20 protein-coding genes are annotated in these 21124 nt (G+C 72.9%); 9 read left to right on the top strand and 11 right to left on the bottom strand.

Going from position 1 to position 21124, the window contains the following annotated elements:
* Positions 1-2: 2 nt before the first annotated feature.
* Positions 3-2603, top strand: coding sequence for a helix-turn-helix transcriptional regulator (locus CRP55_RS42680; protein WP_097327726.1), 2601 nt, complete (start codon positions 3-5; stop codon positions 2601-2603).
* Here CRP55_RS42680 and CRP55_RS42675 read toward each other — a convergent pair.
* Positions 2560-3300 (bottom strand): PrsW family intramembrane metalloprotease, encoded by a 741-nt coding sequence (locus tag CRP55_RS42675; RefSeq protein WP_245923729.1) that lies wholly within the window; start codon positions 3298-3300, stop codon positions 2560-2562. The two genes, CRP55_RS42680 and CRP55_RS42675, sit on opposite strands and share 44 nt — an antisense overlap.
* Positions 3301-3588: 288 nt before the next feature.
* On the opposite strand from CRP55_RS42675, the gene CRP55_RS42670 reads away from it, so the two are divergent.
* Positions 3589-4788, top strand: coding sequence for a PP2C family protein-serine/threonine phosphatase (locus tag CRP55_RS42670; RefSeq protein ID WP_179855584.1), 1200 nt, complete (start codon positions 3589-3591; stop codon positions 4786-4788).
* Here CRP55_RS42670 and CRP55_RS42665 read toward each other — a convergent pair.
* Positions 4785-5699: an alpha/beta hydrolase gene (locus CRP55_RS42665; protein ID WP_218854931.1), complete on the bottom strand. Its 915-nt coding sequence runs from the start codon at positions 5697-5699 to the stop codon at positions 4785-4787. The genes CRP55_RS42670 and CRP55_RS42665 overlap by 4 nt on opposite strands.
* Positions 5700-5751: 52 nt before the next feature.
* Between CRP55_RS42665 and CRP55_RS42660 the strand changes: the two genes are divergently transcribed.
* The gene (locus CRP55_RS42660) at positions 5752-6354 is read left to right on the top strand and encodes a mechanosensitive ion channel family protein (RefSeq protein ID WP_245923723.1); all 603 of its coding nucleotides are present in this window, start codon (positions 5752-5754) and stop codon (positions 6352-6354) included.
* On the opposite strand, the gene CRP55_RS42655 is transcribed toward CRP55_RS42660, so the two are convergent.
* On the bottom strand, positions 6339-7439 hold the full coding sequence (locus tag CRP55_RS42655; protein ID WP_097327724.1) for a phytanoyl-CoA dioxygenase family protein: 1101 nt from the start codon (positions 7437-7439) through the stop codon (positions 6339-6341). The two genes, CRP55_RS42660 and CRP55_RS42655, sit on opposite strands and share 16 nt — an antisense overlap.
* A 72-nt stretch (positions 7440-7511) precedes the next feature.
* Between CRP55_RS42655 and CRP55_RS42650 the strand changes: the two genes are divergently transcribed.
* On the top strand, positions 7512-8531 hold the full coding sequence (locus CRP55_RS42650; RefSeq protein ID WP_097327723.1) for a LacI family DNA-binding transcriptional regulator: 1020 nt from the start codon (positions 7512-7514) through the stop codon (positions 8529-8531).
* On the opposite strand, the gene CRP55_RS42645 is transcribed toward CRP55_RS42650, so the two are convergent.
* Positions 8528-9217, bottom strand: coding sequence for a TetR/AcrR family transcriptional regulator (locus CRP55_RS42645; protein ID WP_097327722.1), 690 nt, complete (start codon positions 9215-9217; stop codon positions 8528-8530). The genes CRP55_RS42650 and CRP55_RS42645 overlap by 4 nt on opposite strands.
* Positions 9218-9282: 65 nt before the next feature.
* Between CRP55_RS42645 and CRP55_RS42640 the strand changes: the two genes are divergently transcribed.
* Together CRP55_RS42640 and CRP55_RS42635 are read left to right on the top strand one after the other, a co-directional pair.
* The gene (locus tag CRP55_RS42640; protein ID WP_097327721.1) at positions 9283-10617 is read left to right on the top strand and encodes an MDR family MFS transporter; all 1335 of its coding nucleotides are present in this window, start codon (positions 9283-9285) and stop codon (positions 10615-10617) included.
* A 138-nt stretch (positions 10618-10755) separates the two neighbouring features.
* On the top strand, positions 10756-11061 hold the full coding sequence (locus CRP55_RS42635) for a hypothetical protein (RefSeq protein ID WP_097327720.1): 306 nt from the start codon (positions 10756-10758) through the stop codon (positions 11059-11061).
* Here the strand turns inward: CRP55_RS42635 and CRP55_RS56575 are convergent.
* From CRP55_RS56575 to CRP55_RS42620, 4 genes are all read right to left on the bottom strand, one after another.
* Positions 10952-11398: a DUF7878 domain-containing protein gene (locus CRP55_RS56575; protein ID WP_438865848.1), complete on the bottom strand. Its 447-nt coding sequence runs from the start codon at positions 11396-11398 to the stop codon at positions 10952-10954. The two genes, CRP55_RS42635 and CRP55_RS56575, sit on opposite strands and share 110 nt — an antisense overlap.
* Before the next feature lie 594 nt (positions 11399-11992).
* The gene (locus tag CRP55_RS42630) at positions 11993-13492 is read right to left on the bottom strand and encodes an MFS transporter (RefSeq protein ID WP_097327719.1); all 1500 of its coding nucleotides are present in this window, start codon (positions 13490-13492) and stop codon (positions 11993-11995) included.
* An 867-nt stretch (positions 13493-14359) separates the two neighbouring features.
* Entirely contained in the window at positions 14360-15466 is a 1107-nt protein-coding gene (locus tag CRP55_RS42625; protein ID WP_179855582.1) for a lysylphosphatidylglycerol synthase transmembrane domain-containing protein, read from the bottom strand.
* A 323-nt stretch (positions 15467-15789) separates the two neighbouring features.
* Positions 15790-15942, bottom strand: coding sequence for a hypothetical protein (locus CRP55_RS42620; RefSeq protein ID WP_179855581.1), 153 nt, complete (start codon positions 15940-15942; stop codon positions 15790-15792).
* A gap of 213 nt (positions 15943-16155) precedes the next feature.
* Between CRP55_RS42620 and CRP55_RS42615 the strand changes: the two genes are divergently transcribed.
* Complete coding sequence (locus CRP55_RS42615; RefSeq protein WP_245923722.1) at positions 16156-16752, top strand: TetR/AcrR family transcriptional regulator; 597 nt, start codon at positions 16156-16158, stop codon at positions 16750-16752.
* Here the strand turns inward: CRP55_RS42615 and CRP55_RS42610 are convergent.
* Both CRP55_RS42610 and CRP55_RS42605 read right to left on the bottom strand, forming a co-directional pair.
* A complete protein-coding gene (locus tag CRP55_RS42610; RefSeq protein WP_097327716.1) occupies positions 16719-17918 on the bottom strand; it encodes an MFS transporter in 1200 nt (399 codons plus the stop codon). The two genes, CRP55_RS42615 and CRP55_RS42610, sit on opposite strands and share 34 nt — an antisense overlap.
* Entirely contained in the window at positions 17915-18607 is a 693-nt protein-coding gene (locus tag CRP55_RS42605) for a FadR/GntR family transcriptional regulator (RefSeq protein WP_097327715.1), read from the bottom strand. Before CRP55_RS42605 ends, CRP55_RS42610 begins: the two co-directional genes overlap by 4 nt.
* A 37-nt stretch (positions 18608-18644) precedes the next feature.
* Between CRP55_RS42605 and CRP55_RS42600 the strand changes: the two genes are divergently transcribed.
* Both CRP55_RS42600 and CRP55_RS42595 read left to right on the top strand, forming a co-directional pair.
* Positions 18645-19391: a sulfite exporter TauE/SafE family protein gene (locus CRP55_RS42600; RefSeq protein ID WP_097327714.1), complete on the top strand. Its 747-nt coding sequence runs from the start codon at positions 18645-18647 to the stop codon at positions 19389-19391.
* Positions 19392-19402: 11 nt separating this feature from the next.
* Positions 19403-20194 (top strand): PHP domain-containing protein, encoded by a 792-nt coding sequence (locus tag CRP55_RS42595; protein WP_097327713.1) that lies wholly within the window; start codon positions 19403-19405, stop codon positions 20192-20194.
* Here CRP55_RS42595 and CRP55_RS42590 read toward each other — a convergent pair whose 3' ends face one another.
* Positions 20195-21124: an ABC transporter substrate-binding protein gene (locus tag CRP55_RS42590; RefSeq protein WP_097327712.1), complete on the bottom strand. Its 930-nt coding sequence runs from the start codon at positions 21122-21124 to the stop codon at positions 20195-20197.

The following is a 21124-nucleotide window of genomic DNA, read 5'->3' as shown; positions in this document are numbered from 1 at the left end:
CGATGCCGGACACCACCCTCATCGACCCCGGCGCCGGGCTGATCGGCCGCGACCGCGAGCTGGCCCGGGTGGCCGGCTGCCTCGGGCCGGGGCAGCACGCGCTGCTGTTCACCGGCGGCCGCGGCATCGGCAAGTCGCGGATGCTGGCCGCGGCGGCCCAGCTCGCCCGCGACGGCGGCCGGCACCGGGTGGTCACCGTCGACGTGCCGCCGGGGCCGCCGATGGGGGCGCCGGCGCTGGTCCGGCGGCTGCTGATCGCCCTGCGTCACGACGTCCCGGGCCCGGTCGATCTCGGGGCGGGCTCGTCGGCGCTGTGCCGGGTGCTCAAGCGCATCGGCTCGCCGCTGCTGGTGACCGTCGACGACGTGCACCGGGTCACCCCGGAGGCGGCCGAGGTGCTGGCCGAGATGGCCGGCACGGTGCCGGCGCTGCTGCTGGCCGGCGTGGCCGACCGGATCCCCGGTGTGCTGCGCGGGCTGCCGGCGGCCGAGCTGCGGCCGCTGGGCCGCGAGGACGCCGCGCGCCTGCTGGAGGCGCAGCCGGACCCGCCGGCCGGCCGCCGCCGGGCCGTGGTGCTGCACCGGGCGGCCGGCAACCCGGCGGCGGTGCTCGAGCTCGGTGCGGGCGGCCGGCTGCGGTCGGCGTTCGCGGCCGACATCGCCGCGCTGCCCGAGCCGTCGCGCCGCCTGCTGCTGCACCTGGCCGCGGCCGGGCCACCGACGGGCCGGGCCGGGATCACCCGCGCGGCCGGGCTGCGCGACGAGCAGTGGTGGGCTCACGCCGAGCGGGCCGGGCTGGTCGTGGCCGGCGGTGACACTGTGGACTTCGCGCACCCGCTCGCGGCCGACGCCGCGTACGAGGGCGTCCCCGCCTATCAGCGGCGGCAGGCGCACCGGAACCTGGCCTGGACGCTGCCGGCCGGCTCCGAGCTGCGGGCGCTGCACCTGGCCGAGGTGGCCGGCGGGCCGGACGAGCGGATCGCGGCCGGGCTGGAGGCGGCGGCCGGCGCCTTCCGCGAGCGCGAGAACCTGTTCGAGGCGGCCAAGGCGATGGAGCAGGCGGCCGAGCGGTCGCCGGAGCCGGCCGCGGCGGCGCGGCGCTACGCGCTGGCCGCCATGGACGCCCGCAATCTCGGCGAGACGGAGTGGCCGGGTGAGCTGTACACGACCGTGCGGCGGCTCACCACCGACCCGGAGCTGATCATCATGGCCGGGCACGCGGCGGCGACCGCGCTGACCCGGGCCGGGCGCCAGCACGAGGCGTACGCCATGGTCTGCGCGGCCCACCGGGCCGGTGTGCCGTCCGATCCGCGGATCGCGGCCGCCCTGGCCGGGCTGGCCTCGGTCATCGCGTCGACCTCGGGCGACGAGGAGCACCGGCGCGGGCTGCCCGGGCTGCTGGCCGCGGCCGGGCCGGGGGCCGACGAGGCCACCGCGACCTTCGTCCGGCTGGTCATCGACCCGTCCGCGCACCCGGGGCGGGAGCTGTGCGAGGCCACCGAGATCCCGCCACCGGGCGCCCCGCTGAGCGCCGCCGAGCGCCATCGGCTCAACGTCATCGGCACGATGGCCGGATATGAGGACCGCTCGGCGCTGGCCGCCGGCCTGCTGCGGGCGACCATGGCCGGCGAGCACAACCCGCGGGCGTCGGTCTCCGGCGTGGAGATGATCCCGCATCTGGTCAGCGCCCTGATCGACACCGGCGAGTGGGAGGACGCGCGGCGCTGCTGCGAGCTGGTCGGCCCGGGCGGGCTGCCGGTCTTCGCGGCCCAGATGGACGCCCTGCGGGCCCAGCTGCTGGCGCTGCGCGGCGAGGCCGGGCCGGCCCAGCAGCTCGTCCGCGAGGCGGTCGCCCGCGTCGACATCCAGCAGCATCGGTCGGTGCACGTGCGGGTGCTGCGCGCGGCCGGGCTGGCCGCCACGATCGACGGGGACTACGAGAGCGCGTACCGCTATCTGCGGACGATGTTCGACCGCGACGGCCGCCCCCGGCACCGGCTGCTGGCCGGCCGGCACGTGGCCGAGCTGGCCGCGGCGGCGGTCCGCAGCGGGCACCGGGACGACGTCCGGGTGGTGGTCGACCACGTGCGCGAGGGCGCGGGCGAGGACCCCAGCGCCCGGATGCGGCTGCTGCTGCACCTGGCCGACGCGCTGCTGAGCGACGGCGAGCGGGCCGAGCACCACTTCCGGCTGGCCACCGTCGACCCGGCCGGGCACCAGTGGCCGTACGAACGGGCCCTGGCCCGCTTGCACTACGGCGAATGGCTGCGCCGGGCCCGCCGTCCCCGCGACGCGCGGGCCGTGCTGGCCGCGGCCGAGCAGGCGTTCACCTCGCTCGGCGCGGCCCACGCGGCCGGGCTGGCCGCCCGCGAGCTGCGGGCCAGCGGGCAGCACGACGGGCAGGCCGGCAGCGCCCGGCTGGCCGTGCTCACCCCGCAGGAGCGGCAGGTGGCCGAGCTGGCCGCGCGCGGGCTGCGCAACCGGGAGATCGCCGAGCAGCTGTTCATCTCGGTCCGCACGGTCGGCGCTCACCTGCACAGCGTCTATCCGAAGCTGGGCGTCAGCGGGCGTCACCAACTGCGTGACGCGTTCCGGCCGGAATGAACGCGCCCGCGGCCGGGTGGAAGGCCCGGTAGTGGCGCAGCATCAGGGTCAGCCAGCCCAGGCTGAGCACGCCCAGCACCAGGTAGGCCCAGGTGCTGCCGAAGGTGTCCCAGGCGGTGTGCAGGGCGACCGCGCCCACGAAGGTGGCGGCGAACTGCAGCAGGTGGCGCACGCTGGGCGAGCTCAGCATCATCCACAGCGCGCCGCAGGTCAGGCCGGTCCACGCGGTGTGCCCGGCGGGTGAGGTCAGGCCGCGGATGAACAAGGTCTCCTCGACCGCGCCGACGTTGCCGTTCGACTGCAGGAGCGCCGTGAAGGCGTACCCCATAGTCTCCAGAGCGGCGAAGCCCATGCCACTGGCGATGCCGATGACCAGGCCGTCCGAGGGCAGCCGGCGGGTGTGCCGGACCAGCACCGTCACCAGCACCACGACCGGCACGATCAGCTTGGCCGACTCCTCGACGACGGCCACCACGACCATCGGCAGTGTGCCCAGGTCGCGCAGCGCGTCGTACTCGAGCGTGCCCGCCACGACGACACCGATGACGCCGCCGAAGAAGGCCGTGACCAGCAACACAGTGGTCGGCACCTCCCAGCGCCCGGTCCGTGCCTGCGCGAACGTCAGGAACGCCGCCGGCACCACGCTCGCGCCGAGCAGGATCAGCGCCGGCACCAGGTTGGGGTTCTGCGTGTGCACCAACGTGCGCAGGACCAGGAAATACAGGCCCAGCCCGACGACGAGAACAGCCAGCCAGGATCAGCGGCGGGACCGCTCACCCATAGACACCTCCGGTAGTCCGGCGCTCATCGTCGGCCGCGATCACCGCGCCCGGCATCGGTCATTCGACTCATCGCGTACGGGACCCGACGGCACTCCGCAGACGGGACAGTCATTTGGCGGATGCCCTGGGAGCGCGTCCACGTCACTCTCTTATTCATCCTCGTGACCAGCTGTCGTGAGGGTTCTTCTCCGGGGGGAGTTGCCATGACTGAGAACATTCTGGCCGTAGCGCCACCGATGGCGCAGGACGACGCGGCGCTTCGGCGCAGCCGGCTGCTGCTGCACGCCAGCGAGTCGCTGTCGGTCACCGCCACCACGGGCGACGTCCTGCTGATCGTGCCCGAGCTGCTGAAGGCGGCGCTGGGCGCCGCCCACGCCGAGGTCGTGCTGCCCGGCGACCCCCGGCGCGGGGCCGTTTCCGAGCGGCTGACCACGACGGCGATGCGGGACCGCCGCGCGCGGTACTACGAGAGCAGCATGGACGTGACGCTGGAGCACCCCACGCTGGCCGAGGAGCTCGAACGCGACGGGTGGCAGGCGGCGGTCTGCGCGCCGCTGCCGGACGCGCTGGGCGCGCTGCTGCTGGCCTGGGACGAACCGCAGACCTTCTACGTGGCCGACCGGGCGATGATCGCCACCCTGGCCCTCTACGTCGCGCAGGCCCTGGAACGGGCGACGCGGCACGACTCGCGCACCGCCATCACCGACACGCTCCAGCGGGCCATCGAGTCGCGGCTGCCGCACGTCGACGACTTCGAGCTGGCCGCCTACTACCGGGCGGCCGACACGCACCGCAAGGTCGGCGGCGACTGGTACGACGTCATTCCGGGCCCGAACGGCCGGCTGGCGATGGTCATCGGCGACGTGGTCGGTCACGACACGGCGGCCACGGCCCGGATGGGCGAGCTGCGCAACATGCTGCGGGCCTACCTGGTCGACCGGCGCGAGCCCCCGTCGGCGCTGCTGCGCCGGCTGGACGCGGCCAACTTCGCCCTCGGCGAGCCGGCCATGGCGACCGCGGTGGTGGCGTTCCTCGACCGCGCGCCCGGCGGCGGCTTCCGGCTGCGCTGGTCGAACGCAGGCCACCCGCCGCCGGTGCTGATCTGCCCGAACGGCGACGTGCGCCCGCTGACCGGCAACGACCTGCTGCTCGGCGCGCGGCGGGGCTCGCCCCGGCACACCTACACGGCGACGCTGGAGCGCGGCTCGATCGTGCTGCTGCACACCGACGGGCTCATCGAGAGCCGGGAACGCAACATCGACGAGGGATTCCAGCGGCTCTACGGCAAGCTGCGCATCCGCAACGCGGGAGCGCCGCGCGACCTGCTGGCCCGCGTGGCCAAGGAGATGACCACCGACCGCGCCGACGACGTGGCCATGCTGGCGGTCCGCATCCCGCGCTAACGGTCGCGCAGGAAAGCCGCGCCCCGCTCGATCGCGGCCCGCGTCGCCGGCCTGTCCCGCAACGGGGTCAGCGACGCGAAATCGTGCACCGTGCCCAGGACCCGCACCGAGGAGGCGTCCACTCCCGCGTCGCGCAGCCGCGCGGCGTACGCCTCGCCCTCGTCGCGCACCGGGTCCGCCTCGGCGCAGACGACCAGAGCCGGCGGCAGCCCCGCGAGGTCTTCCACCGAGGCCAGCGCGGGCGACAGGGTCGGCTCGGCCCGGTACGCCGGGTCGTCGCAGTACTGCTCCCAGTACCACCGCACGGCCTCGTGCGTGAGCAGGTAGCCGGAGCCGAACTCGCGGTGCGACGGCTGATCGCAGGCGATGTCGAGGATCGGGTAGAACAGCAGCTGCGCGCCGATCCGGGGGCCACCGCGGCGCTTCGCCATCAGCGTGAGCGCGGCCGCCATCGTCGCGCCGGCGCAGTCACCGGCCACGGCCAGGGCGCCGCCCGTCGTCTCGGCCACCCACACCAGCAGCGCGTAGATCTCCTCCACGGCGACCGGATAGCGGGCCTCGGGAGTGCGCGTGTACTCGGGCACGACGAAAGCCTTGCCGCTGAGCCGGGTGAGGTCGCTGATCAGCGACCAGTGCGTCCGCGCGTCGCCCAGCATCCACTTGCCGCCGTGCGCGTAGACGACGGTCCCGGTGAACTCGGTGTCGCGCGGCCGGAAGACCCAGAAGCCGACGAGCCCGGACGGCCCGACCGGCGCCACCTGGAACTCGGCCGACACCGCAGGGTCGGGCCGCGGCGGGCCCTGCGACTCCAGCAGCGCCTGACGGCCGTCCTGCGGGCCGATCTGGTGCAGGAACGGCGGACCGGCCGACGCCTCCACGAGGCGCCGCACCACCGGGTCGAGAACCGTCACGTAGGCATCATCACACTCGACCGGGCGACCATGACGGATAGGGTCACCAAGAGTGATCAACTTGTTGAGGCCGGAGCTGCTGCGACCGGACTTCTGCCGCACCGTCGTGTTCGGCCTCGTGGCACTGGCCGCGCTCGTCACCGGCTCCCAGTTCGGCGCCGCGACGGCCCGGGACAGGCTCATCACGTACGGCTGCGCCCTGCTCGCCGGGGTTTTCGGGGTGACCGCGACCCGCACCGCCGCGCGTGAGGTGCACCGGGTGGCGGCCGGCCGGGCCGGTGAGGCGGCGGCCACGCCGTTGCGGGTGATGATCGAGCTCACCGGTTACCTGCTGGTCGTGGTGTCGGTCTGCGACCTGCTCGACGTGGGACTTCAGCGGCTGCTGGTGGCCGGTTCGGTCACCGGCATCATCCTGGGCCTGGCCGCGCAGCCGGTGCTGGGCAACCTGTTCGCCGGGCTGGTCATCCTGTTCGCCCGGCCGTACGTGCCGGGCACCCGCGTGCGGATCGAGTCAGGGGCGCTCAACGGCCCGCACGTGGGCACGATCGTCTCGGCCGGCCTGCTCTACACGGTGCTGCAGACCGAACAGGGGCCGTTGAACATCCCGAACTCGGCGCTGATGGCGTCGGCCGTCGGGCCTTACGACGCGGCCTGACGCCTGGTGACCGCCCGCGCGAACCGGTCTTCGGGCCAGTCCTCCGCCAGGGCCTGGAGCACAAGCTCGGCCTGGGTCTGGGGAGCGAGGCCGCCGACGGGCTGGTCGCGGTCGAGATCGGTGGGGAACGCATAACCCTCGGCCGAGGCGGCCACGACGTTGCGAGGGTCTTTCAGCGTACGCAGCGTGGGGTACAGCGCGAGGCACATGGCCACCCGGTCGACGGCCTCCATGGCGCGGCCGAAGGCGGACGACACCTGCAGAAGGTTCGCCATCCGGCGTACCTCCGAACTGTGGTTGGTCCCGGCCCCGTGGAAGAGGGCGGGATTGAAGAAGGCGGCATCGCCTTTGGCCAGCGGCAGTTGCACGTAGTTGGCGTCGAAGTAGTCGGTGAACTCGGGCTGATGGAAGGCGAGATAGCCGGCCGGGTACTTCTGTGAATGCGGCAGGTAGAGGGTCGGGCCGGTCTCCACCGGCATGTCGACGTGGGCGACGGCGCCCTGAAGGGTCAGCACCGGCGAGAGCAGGTGGGCGTGGAGCGGGAAACGCGCGGCCTGCTCCCGCGACATGAAGCCGAGGTGGTAGTCGCGGTGGGCGACCTGGGCCCGGCCGCCCGGGTTCACGACGTTGACCTGTGAGGTCAGCTGATAGGCGGGGCCGAGCCAGGCCTCGCAGACCAGAGCCAGCAGGTCGTTGTCGTAGTAGGCGGCGAACGCGCCGGGATCACGGACCGCGAACTTGTCCAGCGCACCCCACACCCGGTCGTTCTCCCCCGGTTTCGCGAAGTGGTCGCCGCCCTTCAGGCCGGCCGCCTTCTGCTCCTCGATGATCGCGGCGAAGACGGCGGTGGCCCGGTCGACGACCTCGGGGGCGAAGGCGTTCTTCAGGACGACGATGCCGGGGCCCTCCCTCAGCGCCTTGATCAACTCGTCTTTCGCGGCCTGGCGGTCCTGCGCGAGCAGCTTCGGTCCGTAGACGAGGATGTTGCGCTCGACGGCGTCGGCGAGCGGGTAGTCGGCGGGATAGGTGGTCTGCTCGACGACGGCCCGGAAGTCCTCCAGGCTGACGTCCGTCCATGTAGTCATGACCTGACGCTAGGTGCAATCGCTGCTCGCGCGGGGTTGTGAACACCTCAAAAGGACCTCAGGCTGGACGGCATGCGGTACCGGATCCGGGAGATCGCGGCGCAGGCCGGGCTGAGCGCGGCCACCGTCGACCGGGTGCTGCACGAGCGCGGCGGGGTCCGCGAGAGCACCGTCCTCGAGGTGCGCCGGGCCATCGACGACCTGGACCGGCAGCGCTCGCAACTCGCGGTCGGCGGCCGCACGTTCCTGATCGACCTGGTGGTGCAGGCGCCGCCGCGCTTCTCGGCCGCGGTGCGCGCGGCGCTGGAGGCGGCGCTGCCCGACCTGCGCCCGGCCGTCGTGCGGGCCCGCTTCCACCTGCTGACCAGTCCGGCCGTTCCGGAGTTGCTCCGGGTGCTCGCCGATCTGCGCGGCTCGCACGGGGTCATCCTGAAGGCGCCGAACGTGCCCGGCGTGGTGGCCGCGGTCAACCGCCTCGACCGGCAGGGCGTTCCGGTGGTAACCCTGGTCACCGACCTGCCCGGCAGCCGCCGCGTCGCGTACGTCGGCGTCGACAACCGGGCGGCCGGAGCGACCGCGGCCTACCTCATCGCGCAATGGCTGGGTTCCGCGCCGGGCGAGGTGCTGGTGGTGCGCGGCCACGGCTCCTACCGCGGCGAGGACGAACGTGACGCCGGCTTCCGGGCCGAGCTGCGCTGCCACGACCGGCGCGCGGTCGAGGTGGTCGACGAGGAGGATCGCCCGTCGGCCGTCCACGCGGCGACAAGGGCGGCGCTGGCCGCGCATCCGGGACTGGTCGCGGTCTATTCGATGTACGCCGGCGCGGGGGGCACAACCGCGGTCGTCAACGCGTTCCGCGACGAGCGGCGGTCGTACCAGGCCTTCATCGCCCACGACCTGGACGCCGACAACACGCCACTGCTGCGCCAGCGCCGCATCTCAGCCGTCCTGCACCACGACCTGCGGCAGGACTTGCGCGCCGCGTGCCGGGCCGTCCTGCGGGCCCGCAAGGAACTGCCGGGCACACCGTGGACGACCCCGTCGGCCACGCAGGTCATCACCCCGCACAACGCGCCCCCGGTCGAGTTCTAAAGGCCCTCGCTGCGCTCGAACCCGTCCAGCAGCCAGTCGAGGCCCTCGTCGAAGCCGCCGTCGCCGGGCAGCAGCGCCGGACGGCCGGCCACGGCCAGGTGGGGCAGGTCGCCGCCGGCGGTCAGCTCGGCCAGGTAGGCGTCGGTCGAGGCCCGCCACTCCTGCTCACTGAGCTGGTCGCGCCGCCGCGCGGCCCGCTCCTGCCCGGCACGGGTCACGTAGCCCCAGAGGTACGTGTCGACCGCCCGCAGCAGCCGGGTCGCGCGCTCCGGCGACAGGCCGAGCCCGGCGATCGCCTCGAACGACTGCTCGGCGTGGCGGGCCGCGTTCGGCCCGATCGGCGCCCGCGCGCCGAACACGCCCATCACCCACTGATGGCGGCGGCCGACCTCGATCTGCCGGTGGAGCACGCCTTTCAGGGCGGCTCGCCAGTCCCCCGCGGGCATGTCCGCCACCAGCATCTCGCCCAGCACGTGGTCGACCATCAGATCGATCAGGTCGTCCTTGCGGCCGAAGAACGAGTAGAGGCTCATCGGCCGCGCCGACAGCTCGGCCGCCAGCCGTCGCACGGAGACCGCGTCGAGCCCTTCCGCGTCGGCGAGCTCGACCGCCCGGGTCACGACGGTCTCGAGGGTGAGCCGCTCCGGCTTGGCGGCGGCGGTCCGGGTCCAGATCGGTCCTGTCACGAGCCCATCGTACAGTGTACGGTCGGCGATACAGTGTATCGGTTTTCAAAATCGGGGAGGCATGGATGCCACGAGGTCTACTGGCACTGATCGGCGCGACATTGCTCGGCGTGTTCCTGGTCCAGATGGACTCGACGATGGTCAACATCGCACTGGAGAGCCTCGGGCACGACCTGCACGCCGGCCTCGGCACCATCCAGTGGGTCGGCACGGTCTACCTGCTGGCCCTGGCCGCGATGATTCCCGTGGCCGGCTGGGCCGTCGACCGTCTCGGCGACCGGGCCTCCTGGCTGACCGCCCTGGCCTTGTTCACCGCCGGCTCACTGCTGTGCGGCCTGGCCTGGTCGGCGCCGGCCCTGATCGCCGCCCGCGGGGTCCAGGGCATCGGCGGCGGCCTGCTCCTGCCGCTGTTCCAGACGATCGTCACCCGCCGCGCCGGCGGCCGCCAGCTCGGCCAGGTGATGGCGCTGATCGGCGTCCCCCTGCTGCTCGGCCCGGTGGTCGGGCCCGTCCTCGGCGGCCTCCTGGTCGACGGCCCCGGCTGGCGCTGGATCTTCCTGGTCAACCTGCCGATCTGCGCCGCGGCCGCCTGGGCCGCCGTCCGGGTCATGCCGGCCGGAGTCACCCAGCCGGCCCGGCTCGACCTGGTGGGGCTGCTGCTGCTCTCCCCGGCCCTGGTCACGATCGTGTGGGGTCTGTCGTCGAGGTCGGCGCCGCTCGCGCTGGCCGGGCTGGTGCTGCTGGCGGCGTTCGTCGCGCACGCGCTCCGCACGCCGGCGCCCGCGGTCGACCTGCGCCTGTTCCGCGGCCGCGACTTCACCGCGGCGACGATCCTGATGTTCCTGGCGATGGTCGCGCTGCTCGGCACGATCCTGCTGATTCCGCTCTACTACCAGCAGGTCCACGGCCTCACCCCGCTGGAGGCAGGGCTGCTTCTGGCCCCCAACGGCGCCGGCTCGGCTTTGTCGCTGCGTTACGCGGGTCGTTTCATCGACCGTTTCGGCGTACGCCCGGTGGCCCTCACCGGCGCAGCGCTGCTGCTGGCCGTGGCGCTCGCCTTCACCCGGCTGACCGCCACCACCAGCCCGTGGGTGCTGGCGGCCCTGGTCGCAGCCGGCGGCCTGGGCTTCGGCGCCGTGCTGGTGCCGGCCCAGTCGGCCATCTTCAGCAACCTGCCCCGCCCGTCGGTCCCCCACGCCACCACCGCCGTGCGGGTCTTCCAGCAGATAGGCGCCTCGTTCGGCGTGGCCCTCCTGGCCACGTCCCTGCAGCGCGCCGCGCTGACGCGCCCGTTGAGCGCCGCCTTCGCCCACACCTTCTGGTGGACGGCGGCCGCGTCAGCCCTGGCCCTCGTCCCGGCCCTGATGTTCCGCCGCCGTCGCGACCGGGTGCCCGCATAGTGCCGCCACCGAGCGTCCCACGACCTCGACGCCGCACACGCATCGGTACCATCGGCAAGCCGTTGCCGTACTCCCTGGTCAAGGCGAGGCTCAGTGGAACTAAGCGAGTTGTGCTTTCATCTGCGAAACCGGCGCCGGATGTATGTCGGCGACGACCGGTTCCTGACCACTGTCGCCTTCTTGGAGGGCTACAACTCCGCGCTCGACGCAAGGCCGTTGCAGGGCTTTCAGGAGTACACGGCAATACGCCTCACGGGCCGGCGTACGAGCTTGCACTGGCCGGCGGTCGTAGCCTTCACGGTCTTTCCGACGGCGCGGGAGGCGGGATTCGATATCAACAGCATGCCGCCGGACGCTCAGCTGGACGCGATACGTCTGCTCCTCGACTTGCTCGATGACTATCGCACAAGCGCCGAGCCGGCAGATCGACCACCGGCGGGCTGAAGGCCCGCCCGCGACTCATCTCCCCGCACCGACACGATACGAGCTTCGGCTCGAAGACAGAGCTCACCGTCCAGCCGTCGCTCCTCCGCATGATCGAGACGGCGCCTACCGCGTCGAAGGAAAGCGAGTGCGGGAGGAAGTCGCTGCCGCCGCCCAACTCGATCCACTCAACGAGCTCGCGGGCCAACTCGAGAACCGGAAAGAGTCGCTCCGCGTAGACCACCCGTCCGGCCACGGCGACCTCGAGGTCGGCCTCGACATTCACCAGGAGTCGGCCGGCGTGTGAAAGCGAAGGTCCCGCGTCGTGAGACCTGTGTAACTCATTCTCACGAGGCATGGTGCGCTTTTGGCCACTGTGGACAACGTCATGGGATCCTTTGCGCGCGCTCTCGCAGAGCTGGTTGGCCTCGGGTTCGGCTCAGGGATGGAACGAGCGCCCGCTATCTGATCAGGGGTGCTTCGGCGGCGAGGGTGCCGGATTCTCCGGGGTGCCCTGCTCAGTGGATGACGGGGCCGGCACCGCGGAGTACGGGCCGGGCGGGTAGTGCTCCGCAGGCCGGAAGGGGCCCGGATAGGGACCGCGCGGCGGAAACGGGCCGAGCCGTGGCGTTCTCCGGCGCCTCCATCGGAGTCGGTTCCTCCGGCGGAGCCGCACCGAGTTCGTCCCGTCCGCCTGGAGCGGGGCGGCGGACCCACGGATCCGGTGCCGGCGGAGCAGGGCAGCGATCACGAGCGCGACGATCAGGACCAGGCCGCCCCACAATACGAACACGTCCGGGGCCACGCCGCCTCCTGGATGGATCTTGTAGTGGGCGGCGAGACTCTACCTTGATCGGGCGCTCCCATCGAGCCTTTTCAGTCTTTTTGCCGGGCGCCCGGCAACGAACCGGCCGCGGTGAGAGGAGTCGCCGCGGCCGGTTTCGGGATGGCGTCAGGAGCGGCGGTGGGTCAGGTGGAGCTCCTCGGGCTCCGGCGGAAGGTCCTCGACGCCCGTTTCGACGGCCTCCTCGTGGCGGCGGTGCGCGGACGGGAGGGCCAGGGCGGCCACCACCGCCAGGACCGCCACGCCGGCGCAGACGGCGAAGCCCATGGTGAAAGCATTGTCGGTGGGCAGGCCCTGCGGAGTCGCGTGGGACGAGATCACGGCGGCCACCACCGCTGTTCCGATGCTGCTACCGACCGTACGGGCAATCGTGTTGACGCTTGTTGCTTCTCCCGTCTGCGCGGCCGGGACGCTTTCGATGATGGCGTTCGACATGGCCGAGAAAGCCAGGCCGATGCCGGCGCCGGTCAGTACGCCGGACGCCAGCACCTGCCAGATCTGACCGTGCGCGAAAGCGGGCAGGGCGAAGGCGGCCACCACCGAGACGGCGCCGAGGAACATCGGCAGCTTCGGGCCGAACTTGCGGTTGAGCAGGCCGGCCAGCGGGCCGAAGAAGACCATCATGACGACGGTCGGCAGCAGGAACAGACCCGACTGCGAGACCGACTTGCCGAAGCCGTAGCCGGTGGCGTCGGGAAGCTGCAGCAGCGTCGGCACCAGCAGGAACGTGCCGAACATGGCGAAACCGAGAATCAGCGCGACCAGGTCGGTCGCCCAGACGCCGCGCAGCCGCATCAGGCGCATGTCGACCAGCGGCTCCTTGACCCGTAGCTCGACCAGCACGAAACCGACCAGTGTGACGACGCCGAGGATCAGCAGGCCGACGGTCTTGCCCGCGCCCCAACCCCACGACTGACCCTTGCTGATCGCCAGCAGCAGCGACACCAGCGACACGGACAGGATCAAAGAGCCGAGAACATCCAATTTCCCGGGCGTACGGACCGGGGACTCCTTCATCCCGAAGATGGCACCGAGAAGGGCGATGACCACAAGGACGAGCGGCAGCCAGAACAGCCAGTGCCAGGAGAGATGCTCGACGATCGGGCCGGCGCCGACGATGCCGACACCCGCGCCGACACCGAAGATGGCCGAGAGCAGGCCGACAATGACGCTGACCTTCTCGCGCGGAAGCTCGTCGCGCACGATGCCGATGGAGAGCGGCAGGATCGCGCCGGCCGCACCCTGAAGCGCGCGGGCCACGATGAGCACGCCCAGGTTGGGGGCGAGCGCGGCCAGCAGCGTGCCCGCGGCCAGGGCGGCGAGGACGCCGATCAGGACTTTGCGCTTGCCCGCCATGTCACCGAGGCGGCCGAGAACGGGCGTGAGCACGGAGGCGGAGAGCAGGTAGGCGGTGATGACCCAGCTGACGTCACTGGTGTCGGCGCCGAGGTCACGGCCGATGGTGGACAGCGCGGGCGCCACGAGCGACTGAAGGACCGCGAAGGCGAGACCTCCCAGCGACAGGTAGAGCACGAGCAGATTGCCGGCGCGGCGTTCGCCCGCCGGCCCGGGCGCCGCCGGCAGCGACTCGTCGATGGTTTGCGTCATGGGAACCCCGAACCAGAGATGTAAACGATTGCTGACTTATTATCGCCCCGACCCAGGGTAAGTCAACAATTGCTTACGTCACACTGCGCAGTGTCCAGACGCGCACACTTTCCGGCGCGACCGGGCGCGGCGCAGCGAGCCCCGCAGGGCGAAGCGGCGGCGCGAGGGCGGCGCGGCGAGGCGGGCGCGCGGCGAGGGCGGGCGCGCGGCGCGGGCGGGCGCGCGGCGCGGGCGGGCGGCGCGGGCGGGCGCGCGGCGCGGGCGGGCGCGCGGCGCGGGCGGGCGGCGCGGGCGGGCGCGCGGCGCGGGCGTGGGGGCACGGCGCGGGCGTGGGGGCACGGCGCGGGCGTGGAGCGGCGCGGGCGGGCGGGCGGCACGGGTGCGCGGGCGCGCGCGGGCGCGGCACGGGTGCGCGGGCGGGCGCGCGCGGGCGCGGCACGGGTGCGCGGCGCGAGGGCGGCGCGAGGGCGGCGCGGGCGTGGAGCGGCGCGGGCGGGCGGGCGGCGCGGGCGGGCGCGCGCGGGCGCGGCACGGGTGCGCGGCGCGCGGGCGGCGCGGGTAGCACGGACGCGAGGGCGGCGCGTTCGCGAGGGCGGCGCGGCGCGGCGGGCGCGTGGCCGGCGGGCGCGTGGTGCGGGCGGCGCAGCGGGCGCGGGGCGCGGCGCGGCGGGCACGAGGGGCGACGCGGCGCGGCAGGCGCGAGGCGCGGCGCAGCGCGGCGGGCGCGAGGGGCGGCGCGGCGGGTGCGGGTTGACCTGGGCGCTGGACAGAGGTGCGGTGTTTGACGGGCCTACCGCTGGTGCCGTCGGGGGCGTCGGCCTTAGCGCCATGAGGGCTTCTGCCCTTGATAGGAGGTGACAGCGGCAGTTAGGCACGCGACGGTGACGGCTGGGAGCGGCTCAACCTGAAGTAGGTTGCCAAGCCGATCGGGAGCATCAGCCAGAACGAGATGATGCGGTAGCCGAGGACTACGGCGGCGGCTGGGGCCTCTGGGGCGCCGGCGGCCAGGAAGCCGGTCAGTAGGCTGGCTTCGATGAGTCCGATGCCGCCCGGGGTGATCGGGATCTGGCGGACGATCTGCACCGCCAAGTAGACCGAAGTGAGCTGCAGCGGGCTCAGCGGGAAGCCGCACGCCTGGGCGACGGCGATGAGGCAGGCGAGGTCGAGCGCCCAGTTCAAGGTGGCGTAGCCAAGGGCAACGAGCCAATGCCGCGGGTGTACGGTCTTCGCCTCGCCGACCATCCGGCGCGATTGCGTGACCGCGCGTCCGAGCCAATGCTGGGCGAGAGCGGCGAGGTTCCGCCGGCCGGCCGTGAACCCACGCCACTCCCCCACGACCGGAACCCGCGAGGTGGCCGAACCGACGACCCGGCCCGGCGAAGCAGACGAGCCCGCAACCGAAGTGGACGAGGCCGCTGGAGCTGGAGCGGACGAGCCAATGGCCCGGATCGGCGAGCCGGCTGGGGCAGCTGGGGAACGGGAAGGCCGGAAGGCGGCGGGGAGCGGGAGGGAGCGGCGGACGCGTGTGAAGACGGCGGCCCCCGCGGCGAGGGCGATGAAGGCCGCGGTCAGTTCGGCGGCGCGGATGGGGGCCAGGTGTGTGGTTGCCGTGGCTGCGTAGAGGGTGGCCAAGCCGAGCATGGAGGCGGTGGCGGAGAGGACTACGGCGGTGGTCGCTGTGGCGGCCGGGGCGCCCCGGCGGCGGAACTGCTGTAGGGCGAAAGCGGCGGACATGGCCGAGCCGGCGGGTAGGACCGAGCCCATGGCGGTGCGGCTGAAGGTGATGGCCAGGGCGTCCGGCACCGTGAGGTGGGTGCTCAGGGCGGAGAGCAGAGTGCGCTGCTGCAGGGCGAAGCCGGCTTGGGAGAAGAGTTGAGCGGCTACGGCGATGGCCAGCCAGCGTGGATCGGCTCGGGTGAGCGCGGATGCCACCGAGGACGGCTCGGGCACTCGGCCGCGCAGGGCGATGACCACGGCGGCCGCGGCGGCGGTCCACAGCAGGATTCGCAGCGCGGGGCGCCAACTCCGCCTCGACCGCGGCGGGGGTGGCTCTGCGGGCCGGTTGACGGTGGGGCGGAACGCGGCGGGCGCGAAGAGAAGGGCGGCCGGCGCGAAAGGAAAGACGACGGGGGCGAGACGCAGGGCGGCGGGAGCGAGGCGGCGGGCAGCCGGGCGAAGGGGACGGAGCGAGAAGCGGCGCGAGCGGAGGGAGAAGCGGCGGGGAGGGCGCGCGCAGGCTCGGGGGCTCGGGCGGCTACGCCGCCGGCGAGGTGGGCCGGGCCGGCGGGCGCGCAGCATCACCGGGACCGTGCCGTCAAGGAAGTGGGGCGGGCCGAGCGGGTCGAGCGGGTGGCTCTCCGGGCGCGCAGGTAGTGGGTGGTGGCGGCGGCCACGGCTATGGAGGCGGCCAGGGCGGCCGTGGTGGCGTACAGGAAAGAGAAGGGTGGCACGGCTAGGTCCGTGTCGGCGGAGGGGAGGTTGGCCCACTCCTCGAATACGCGAGCCATGGCGGCCCTCCGGGGTGCGAAAACAGTAGTAAACGTGCGCTGACTTGTAACCTAGACCCCCCGGAGCGTGACTAGACAGCGGTTTGAGCTGTGGATCACATGCTCCAGGTTAGTCAATGAGCGTTTACACTGCCGTAACGAGCGAAAGGCGGGGTCGTGGCGGCAGAGCGGGAAAGGCGGCGCGACGCGGGACGGACCCGGCAGCAACTGCTCGAAGTCGCTCGATGCCGGTTCGCGCGGCAGGGGTACGCCACCACGACGGTTCGGGACATCGCGGAGGACGCGGGCGTCAACGTGGCGCTGATCAGCCGGTACTTCACGTCCAAGGAGGGGCTGTTCAAGGCCTGCCTCGACACGGCCTTCGCGGAGATTCGGCGCGATGCCGAGCAGACCACGCCCAACGACGTCGCGGCGGTTCTGGCCCGGCGGATCGCGGGGGCCGAGGACTCGCCGCGGCGGATGGAAGGGCTTCTCCTGCTGCTGCGTACGTCCGGTGACGAGCGGATCGACGAGATGCGGCGCGGCGTGCTGCGGGCGGTCAGTGAGCGGCTGGCCCAGGTGACCGGCGATCCGGAGGCGGTGCTGCGGGCCGAGGTGGTGCTGGCGGCGACGCTGGGCATCGCCATGATGCGCTCGTCGCTGCAGGTGCAGCCGCTGGCCACCGCCACCGAGCAGGAGCTGCTCGCTCCCCTGACCGATCTGGTGGAGGGCCTGATGGGTCAGCCGATGACGCGGCGGCGGCCGGCCAGGTAGCCGAAGAGGATGAGCAGGGCCTGGATGGCCAGGACGACGATGAGGGTGGGTGTCCAGGAACCGGTGGCGTCGTGCAGGGCGCCGGCCGCGATCGGGCCGGCCGCGGCGACCAGGTAGCCGACGGACTGGGCCATGCCGGACAGGGCGGCCGCCTGCGAGTGGTGGCTGGTGCGCAGGCCGATGAAGGACAGCGCCAGCACGATGCTCGAACCGCCGGCCACGCCGGCCACGCAGTCCCAGATCACCGCGGACGACGGGGCGACCAGGTGGCCACCGGCCGCGATGGCGAACAGCACGGGGGCGACGACCGCGGGCAGGCGCTGGTCACGCAGGCGCGGGATGACCGCCGAGGCGGCCAGGCTGCCGGCGATGGCGCACCCGTTGAGCAGGAACTGGTGGACGCCGGCGGCGGTCGCGCTGATGCCGGCCGAGGTCTCGATCGAGGGCAGCCACGTGATCAGGACGAAGTAGACGACCGACTGCACCGCCATGAACGCCGTCACCTGCCAGCCCAGCGCCGACCGCCACGGGCTGCGGTGCACGGGTGCGTGGTGGGTGACTGACGACGGTACGACCGTGTGGCGGCGCAGCTGCGGGGCCAGCGCGCCCAGGCCGATCAGGGCCAGGCCGGCCCACATGCCCATCGGCAGGCGCCAGCCGGCGGCGGTCAGCGCCGCGACAGGCACGGCGGCGCCGGCCGCGATCGCGCCGAACACCGACTGCACCGCGGAGTAGGCGCCGGTGACCTGCCCGATGCGCTGCGGGAAGTCGCGCTTGACCAGGGCCGGCAGCACCACGTTGAGGACCGCGACGGCCACGCCGAGCAGGCCGGTGCCGATCCAGAGCAGCGGCATCGCCGGCAGCGACCGGACGACCAGGCCCACCGCGAGCACGGCCAGCCCGGCGCCCAGCGCTCGTTCCAGGCCGATCCGCCGGGCCAGCGCCGGTGCGAACGGCGACACCACACCCCAGGCGATCAGCGGCAGGCTGACCAGCACCGACGCCGTCAGCGAGGAGAAGCCGAGGTCAACTTCGAGGTCTTCGAGTACGGGCCCTACGGTCGTGATGCCGGCCCGCAGATTCGCCGCCACCAGGAGCAGGCCGGTCAGCACCAGGGCCGGGCTCAGCGCCCGGGTGATCGGGCGCGGACGTTCGATGGTGGTCACCGATCGAGTCCGGCCTGTTCGTGTGACAGCCGGACCATGCGCTCCGCCGCCGCGGCCGCCGCGGCCGGGTCGCGGGCGATGACGGCCTCGACGATCGCGGTGTGCTCGTCGTCGATCGGGCGGATGACGGGACGGGCCGCGGCGAAGTCGACCTCGGGCGAGTTGAGGTGCAGCAGGCTCTGCTCGTTGCCGCCGCTCCCCCGGTACAGCTCGGCCAGCAGCGCGTTGCCCGACGCTTCGAGGAGCTGCTGGTGGAAGGCGAAGTCGGCCGCCGCGTACGACGGACCGTCCGTCGCCGCTTCGCGGGCCGCCAGCGCCGCGGTCAGCTGCTCGATCTGCTCCGGGGTGGCCCGGGTGGCGGCCAGTCGGGCGCCCTCGCGTTCCAGCAGCATCCGCACCTCGGCCACGTCCGTCGCCCGGTCGCGCGGGATGCGCCGGGCCAGGGCGGGCGCCAGGTCGCTGGTGGCGATCACGAAGGTGCCGTAGCCGGCGCGCGCGCCGAGGATGCCCGCGTGCACGAGCGAGCGCAGCCCCTCGCGCACGCTGTTGCGGCTGACGCCCAGCTCGCGGGTCAGCTCGACTTCGGTCGGCAGCAGCGAACCGACCGGGAACTCGCCGTCGGCGATGCGGCGGCGCAGCTGGTCGGCGACCTGCTGCGCGAGGGGGACGTTGCGGGTGAGCTGCGGCATGATCCGACCCTAACCGCTTGAGCCATTTGTTGGACAAATGGGTGACGCGGGTAACCAGGTGGGCGTGATCGCCCTCATCGCTGTCCTGGTCGGCATCTCGATCGGCGCCGTCGGCGTGGGCGGCGTCGCGCTGCCGCCCGCGCTGACCTGGTTCGCCCGCCTCGACCCGCACACCGCGGCCGGCACCAGCACCTTCAGCTTCCTGCTGACCGGGCTGGCCGGAACCCTCGCCTACGCCCGGCACAAGGCCGTCCCGTGGCGGATGGCCGGCCTGCTCACGTGCGGCGTGGCACCGGCCGCGGCGCTCGGCTCGCTGGTCAACGGCATGCTGCCCGACCCGGTCGTGATGATCCCCCTCGGCGTCTTCGCGACCGCGGCTGGTCTCTACCACCTGCTGCTTCGCCGCCGGACAACCGCGGGAACCGGCGAAATGGGCGCGACGACAACGATCGCGGTCGGCGTCCTGGTCGGGTTCTGCTCGGCGCTGACCGGTACCGGCGGGCCGGTCTTCCTGATCCCGGTGCTGCTCGCCCTGCGCGTCCCGGCGGTGACCGCCGTCGCGGCCGGACAGGTGATCCAGCTTCCGCTCGTCGGGTTCGCGACGGCCGCGTACGCCTATCAAGGTCTTGTCGTTTACGGCAAGGGAACGCTGATCGGTGTGATCGCCGCTGCAGGTGTCGTCCTCGGCGCGCGGCTGGCCCTGCGCCTGCGGCAAGATCAGCTCCAGCGCATCACGTCCGCGGCGTTGATCACCCTCGGGGTGGTCGTGCTAGCAGCCGTCTGAAAGGGCCCGTCATGACCCTGGAACTTCCCGCCGACAACCACGTGCACAGCGAATGGTCCTGGGACGCGGGCCGCCGCGGCGCCGACATGGCCGCCACCTGCGCGCGGGCCGTCGAGATCGGCCTGCCCGCGCTCGCCTTCACCGAGCATCTCGACTTCACCGCCTGGGTCGGCTTCACCGCCCCGCCCCTGGACGTGGACGGCTATCTGGACGCGGTCGACCGCTGCCGGCACCGCTTCCCGAGCCTGCGGATCCTGACCGGCCTGGAGCTGGGCGAGCCGCACTGGCACACCGAGGCCGTCACCAAGCTGCTGGCCGGCGGCGACTTCGAGCGGGTCGTGGGCTCGCTGCACACGGTTCCGGTGGCCGGCGGCCTGGCCGAGGTCGGCCCGGCCTTCGCCGAGCGGCCCGCCGCCGACGTCGTCCGCGACTACCTGCTGGAGATCCCGAACCTGGTCGCCGGCTCGGACGCCTTCGAGGTCCTGACCCACATCGACTACACCGCGCGGAAGTGGCCGATCGCCGCGGGCCCGTTCGACCCGTACGCCTTCGAAGAGGAATTCCGTCTTGCCCTGCGCGCGCTGGCGGGCAGCGGCCGCGCCCTGGAGATCAACACGACGGTGCCGCTGAGCCCGGTCATCCTGGGCTGGTGGCGCGACGAGGGCGGCACGGCCGTCACCTTCGGCAGCGACGCCCACAACCCCGACGAGCTCGCTCGCGGCTTCGCCGGGGCGGTCGCGATGGCCGAGGCCCACGGTTTCACACCGGGACCCCGGCCGTACGACTGGTGGTCGCGCTCCTGATCAGAGGCCGTTGTCGCTGATGAAGGCCTTGGCCACGGTGGCCGTGTCCTGCTTGTCGACCTGCACCTTGGCCAGGTACTGGGTCAGGTTTTCCGTGGTGAGCTTGGCCGAGACCGCGTTGAGGGCGCCCGACACGGTCGGGTTGTTGGCCTCGGTGCGGATCAGCGGAATGATGTTCTCGGCCAGGTAGAGGTTGCGCGGGTCCTCGAGCACGACCAGCTTCTTGGTGGCGATGGCCGAGTCGGTGGAGAAGATGTTGGCCACGTCGATCTTGCCGTCGAGCAGCGCGTTCAGGGTGAGCGGGCCGCCCGCGTCGAGGGGCTGGAACTTCTTGAACTTGACGCCGTACAGCTCCTCGAGGCCCTTGAGGCCCTGGTAGCGCTCCTGCCACTCGGGGCCGGCGCCGATCGTGAGCTGCCCGGCGACCGGCTTGAGGTCGTCGATCGTCTTGAGGTTGTGCTTGGTGGCCGTCTCCTGGGTGACGGTCAGGGTGTCCTTGTCCTCGGCGGCCGACTGTTCCAGCACCTCGGTGCCGGCCGGGAGGACCTTTTTCAGCTCGGCCAGCACGTCGTCCGGCTTGGACACGCCCTGCGGGGCGCCGCCGGTGTGCAGCGCCGAGAGCAGCGCGCCGTTGTACTCGGGCAGCAGGTCGATCGAGCCGTCCTGCAGCGCCTTCAGGTAGAGCTCGCGGGCGCCGATGTTGAACTGCCGCTTGACCTGCACGCCCTTGGCCTCGAGGGCCTGCGAGTAGATCTCGGCGAGCAGCTCGCTCTCGGCGAAGTTGGCCGAGCCGACCGTGACGGCCGACGCGCCGGCCGAGGAGTTGCCGGAGTCGGACGACAGCGGGTCCTCGTCGGCGCCACAGGCGGTGAGGGAGAGTGCCAGCGAGAAGGCGGCGGCCAGGGCGCCGACCGTACGTATACGGAACAT

This window comes from Paractinoplanes atraurantiacus (assembly GCF_900215205.1).
Classification (GTDB): Bacteria; Actinomycetota; Actinomycetes; order Mycobacteriales; family Micromonosporaceae; genus Actinoplanes; species Actinoplanes atraurantiacus.
The sequence above is the reverse complement of the archived record's forward strand: the minus strand, read 5'-3'. Positions and strand labels throughout refer to the sequence as shown.

What these genes read in the sequence shown, in the direction of transcription:
- CRP55_RS42595 (WP_097327713.1), top strand. Translation starts at nt 19,403, where the DNA reads ATGACCCTGGAACTTCCCGCCGACAACCACGTGCACAGCGAATGGTCC.
- CRP55_RS42670 (WP_179855584.1), top strand. Translation starts at nt 3,589, where the DNA reads ATGACTGAGAACATTCTGGCCGTAGCGCCACCGATGGCGCAGGACGAC.
- CRP55_RS42680 (WP_097327726.1), top strand. Translation starts at nt 3, where the DNA reads ATGCCGGACACCACCCTCATCGACCCCGGCGCCGGGCTGATCGGCCGC.
- CRP55_RS42630 (WP_097327719.1), bottom strand. Translation starts at nt 13,492, where the DNA reads ATGACGCAAACCATCGACGAGTCGCTGCCGGCGGCGCCCGGGCCGGCG.
- CRP55_RS42590 (WP_097327712.1), bottom strand. Translation starts at nt 21,124, where the DNA reads ATGTTCCGTATACGTACGGTCGGCGCCCTGGCCGCCGCCTTCTCGCTG.
- CRP55_RS42655 (WP_097327724.1), bottom strand. Translation starts at nt 7,439, where the DNA reads ATGACTACATGGACGGACGTCAGCCTGGAGGACTTCCGGGCCGTCGTC.
- CRP55_RS42640 (WP_097327721.1), top strand. Translation starts at nt 9,283, where the DNA reads ATGCCACGAGGTCTACTGGCACTGATCGGCGCGACATTGCTCGGCGTG.
- CRP55_RS42605 (WP_097327715.1), bottom strand. Translation starts at nt 18,607, where the DNA reads ATGCCGCAGCTCACCCGCAACGTCCCCCTCGCGCAGCAGGTCGCCGAC.
- CRP55_RS42600 (WP_097327714.1), top strand. Translation starts at nt 18,645, where the DNA reads ATGGGTGACGCGGGTAACCAGGTGGGCGTGATCGCCCTCATCGCTGTC.
- CRP55_RS42650 (WP_097327723.1), top strand. Translation starts at nt 7,512, where the DNA reads ATGCGGTACCGGATCCGGGAGATCGCGGCGCAGGCCGGGCTGAGCGCG.
- CRP55_RS56575 (WP_438865848.1), bottom strand. Translation starts at nt 11,398, where the DNA reads ATGCCTCGTGAGAATGAGTTACACAGGTCTCACGACGCGGGACCTTCG.
- CRP55_RS42635 (WP_097327720.1), top strand. Translation starts at nt 10,756, where the DNA reads ATGTATGTCGGCGACGACCGGTTCCTGACCACTGTCGCCTTCTTGGAG.